The organism is Geobacillus sp. (assembly GCF_017515625.1).
GTDB classification, from domain to species: domain Bacteria; phylum Bacillota; class Bacilli; order Bacillales; family Anoxybacillaceae; genus Geobacillus; species Geobacillus stearothermophilus.
Genome location: NZ_JAFWFM010000223.1, coordinates 1 through 2,820, shown reverse-complemented (window position 1 = coordinate 2,820; position 2,820 = coordinate 1). Strand labels below are relative to the sequence as shown.

General features: G+C 46.2%; 3 protein-coding genes and 1 pseudogene. 1 reads left to right on the top strand and 3 read right to left on the bottom strand.

Annotated features, from left to right (window positions below; all coding sequences use genetic code 11):
- Both IKE44_RS13170 and IKE44_RS13165 read right to left on the bottom strand, forming a co-directional pair.
- Positions 1–181: hypothetical protein (locus tag IKE44_RS13170; RefSeq protein ID WP_287466146.1), on the bottom strand; the 181-nt coding region annotated here is incomplete at its 3' end.
- Between the two features lie 377 nt (positions 182–558).
- Positions 559–1,422, bottom strand: coding sequence for a nucleotidyltransferase-like protein (locus tag IKE44_RS13165; RefSeq protein WP_049624105.1), 864 nt, complete (start codon positions 1,420–1,422; stop codon positions 559–561).
- Between the two features lie 375 nt (positions 1,423–1,797).
- Here IKE44_RS13165 and IKE44_RS13160 point away from each other — a divergent pair, with 375 nt between their 5' ends.
- A complete protein-coding gene (locus IKE44_RS13160; RefSeq protein ID WP_033016719.1) occupies positions 1,798–2,151 on the top strand; it encodes a YgzB family protein in 354 nt (117 codons plus the stop codon).
- An 81-nt stretch (positions 2,152–2,232) separates the two neighbouring features.
- Here the strand turns inward: IKE44_RS13160 and IKE44_RS13155 are convergent.
- Positions 2,233–2,634 (bottom strand): annotated as a pseudogene (locus tag IKE44_RS13155) (Fur family transcriptional regulator).
- Positions 2,635–2,820 lie beyond the last annotated feature (186 nt).

Genomic DNA, 2,820 nt, shown 5'->3' with positions numbered 1-2,820 from the left:
TTTGCTTCGGCCCATGCGGACCTCCGCTTTTCGTATTGTCCAGCTTCGGTCCGCCGCCGCTCGGGGTCAAATAACCTTCGCCTTCCGGGTACAAGCACCCTTGCAGGCGAAGAACATTTGCCCGTCGCGTCGACCCGCGGACCTCCGCTTTTCGTCGCGCTTCGTTTCGTTCAGTTTTCAAGGAACGAGACCTCTTCTTGAGCTTACTTCGTTGCAATCTTGCGCCGAGGAATCCAACTCCTCTGGACTCCCTCAAACGCAAATGTGTTTTCCGCTTCCTAAAGCGACCCTTACGTCATAGCATTTTTATTGTTTGTTGTCAACAGCCTTTTATTCATACCGCTCCGCAACATTTTCCCGGAGCGACAGCGATTTAAAATATATCATCGTTCGACAAGGAAGTCAAGAGCTTTTTTCGGCCGGGTTGCCTCCTTCCTTCAATGATCTTGGCAACTGACATTTGTATAAACACAATGAAATTCCTAATAGCATCCATCCTCTCACCGGCTCCCTTCCATTTTTGGGGATCAGCAGAAGGGGACCGTCAAAATTCTTTTTTTACAACGTGTAATACCGTTCGAGCATTGTATTTCCTTTTGTCGGCATTTCCACGACGGTTAGCACTTTCCTTTCGACAAGATACTCAAGCATGATAACAAGATCAACCGAGTAAGGCGCAAACTGCGGATGACCGGTCATTTCCTCAATGCTCCAAGCACCATTTTTTTCTTTCAGCGCTTCGCATAAATGAGAGGAACCTGATTCTACGTAAGAATGAATCAAAAATTCACTGGCCAGCAACAAAAGTTCCAGCCGTTTCGGAAGCGGTTCTTCACTTCCAACGAGTTCTTCATACAGTCTATAAATCCTTCCATCCATTCGCTTGACTTGATTCCATACGGTCACTTCCGGGTAAAGTCCGTGCTCGATTACGGTCAATCGCGCCAAATGATGGAGGGCTTGCACCATATGGTTGTATGAGTCGAGCCAATGCTTGGCGGCAAACAGCGCCTTGCCATCTGTATAATGGCGGATCAGTTTGGCAAACTCGAGTCCCATTTTCAATCGCCGTTCTTTAGGCGGGAATTGCTCAAGGCGCTGGCGCAACTGCTGAACATAGCCGTTTCGGTCAAACACGACTGTTCCGTTGAACACCCAGTCGACCGCCTTTCGATGTGACCCGAGAACAAGCCATTCATTTAACTGCCGTTCACTGACTGCATAAAGCACCGCCTTTTTCTCGTTTAGTGAATACTGTCTGAGAAGCATAGGCTCGCTTTGCGGGTCGACAATGACGAGCAGCACGACATCAAACGTATCCGTTGTTGCTGCATGGAAAGCCGTTTTTTCAATCATTAAAATTCCGTGCGTGTTGCAGCGGTTTGCCCATTCGTGACAGATGGGATGCAGCAATTCTTTCATACCTCGCGTCCGTTGCAGAAAGCCGGCCTCGATATCCGGGCGGACAAATCCCTCAGATATCCCCACATATCGATTGACAGACAACCATACGTTCCTATTTTGAGACGGCTGTTTTTTCTGCAACGTTTTTTCCTCCCTTCCACCGTCATCAATCATCACATTGCGTTTGTGCAGATGTTCAAACAATGCTGTCAACGCCTGTTTCATTTCAGAAAGACCAGAATGCTTGCATCCATGAAACTGTCGTTTGTTGCCGTCATTCGTTATTCGACAAAAAACGAGGAATTCCTTTCTTTAAAACGTCGATTTTGTTGATTTCTTCTTCGCGATGGGACCCCGTTTTATGGTATAGTGGTCTATGTAGGAGGGACTGTGATGAGCATCAAATATTCGAGCAAAATCAACAAAATTCGCACTTTCGCCTTAAGCTTGATTTTTATCGGTGTCATTGTCATGTATCTGGGGCTGTTTTTTCGTACGTCCCCGGTCATCATGACGTTGTTTATGTTGTTTGGGATGTTGTTTCTTGTCGCCAGTGGCATTGTATATTTTTGGATCGGAACACTCTCGACGAGAGCCGTCCAAGTCGTTTGCCCGTCGTGCGGCAAAGTGACAAAAATGCTCGGACGCGTCGATTTATGCATGTTTTGCCGTGAACCGTTGACGTTAGACCGCGACCTGGAAGGAAAAGAGTTTGACGAAAAGTACAACAAAAAAAGAAAAAACTGATAGCCGCCTTGTGCTATCAGCTTTTTAATTCGAATGCGCCGGTGCCCCGCTTTTTTGACAGTCAGGGCAGACTCCGTACACTTACATGCGATGATGGTCGACCTTAAAGCCGGTGACGTGAGCGGCAAGCTACTCGACTTCATCAAGCGCTGGATAGTGGAAATCGACAATTTTGCCGCACTCTTCACAGATGACGTGATAATGATTGGAAGTGACGAAGTCAAACCGGCTTGATGAATCGCCATATGTCAGCTCTTTGACAAGCCCGATTTCTTTAAAGACGCGCAAATTATTGTAGACGGTCGCTACGCTCATATTCGGAAATTTCCCTTCCAGCGCTTTGTATATTTCATCCGCTGTCGGATGGGACATCGAGGTGATCAAATACTCTAATATCGCATGACGCTGCGGCGTGATGCGTATGCCCGTCTTTTTCAACATGTCAAGCGCTTCCTTCAGCTGCTCGTTGGTAGACACCGTCATGCACCTCACTCTCCGTATAAGATAAAAAAAATTATCATTTTATAATATTTGTAATTAGTCTACAAGGAGTATATGCCTTTTGTCAATATAGACTCCCATGACAAAAAAATTTCGTCACCATCGGAAGGATGAAAAGACCTCTATGTTGAATTTTACAACTTTACACATTTTGAAGTTCGGGTATTT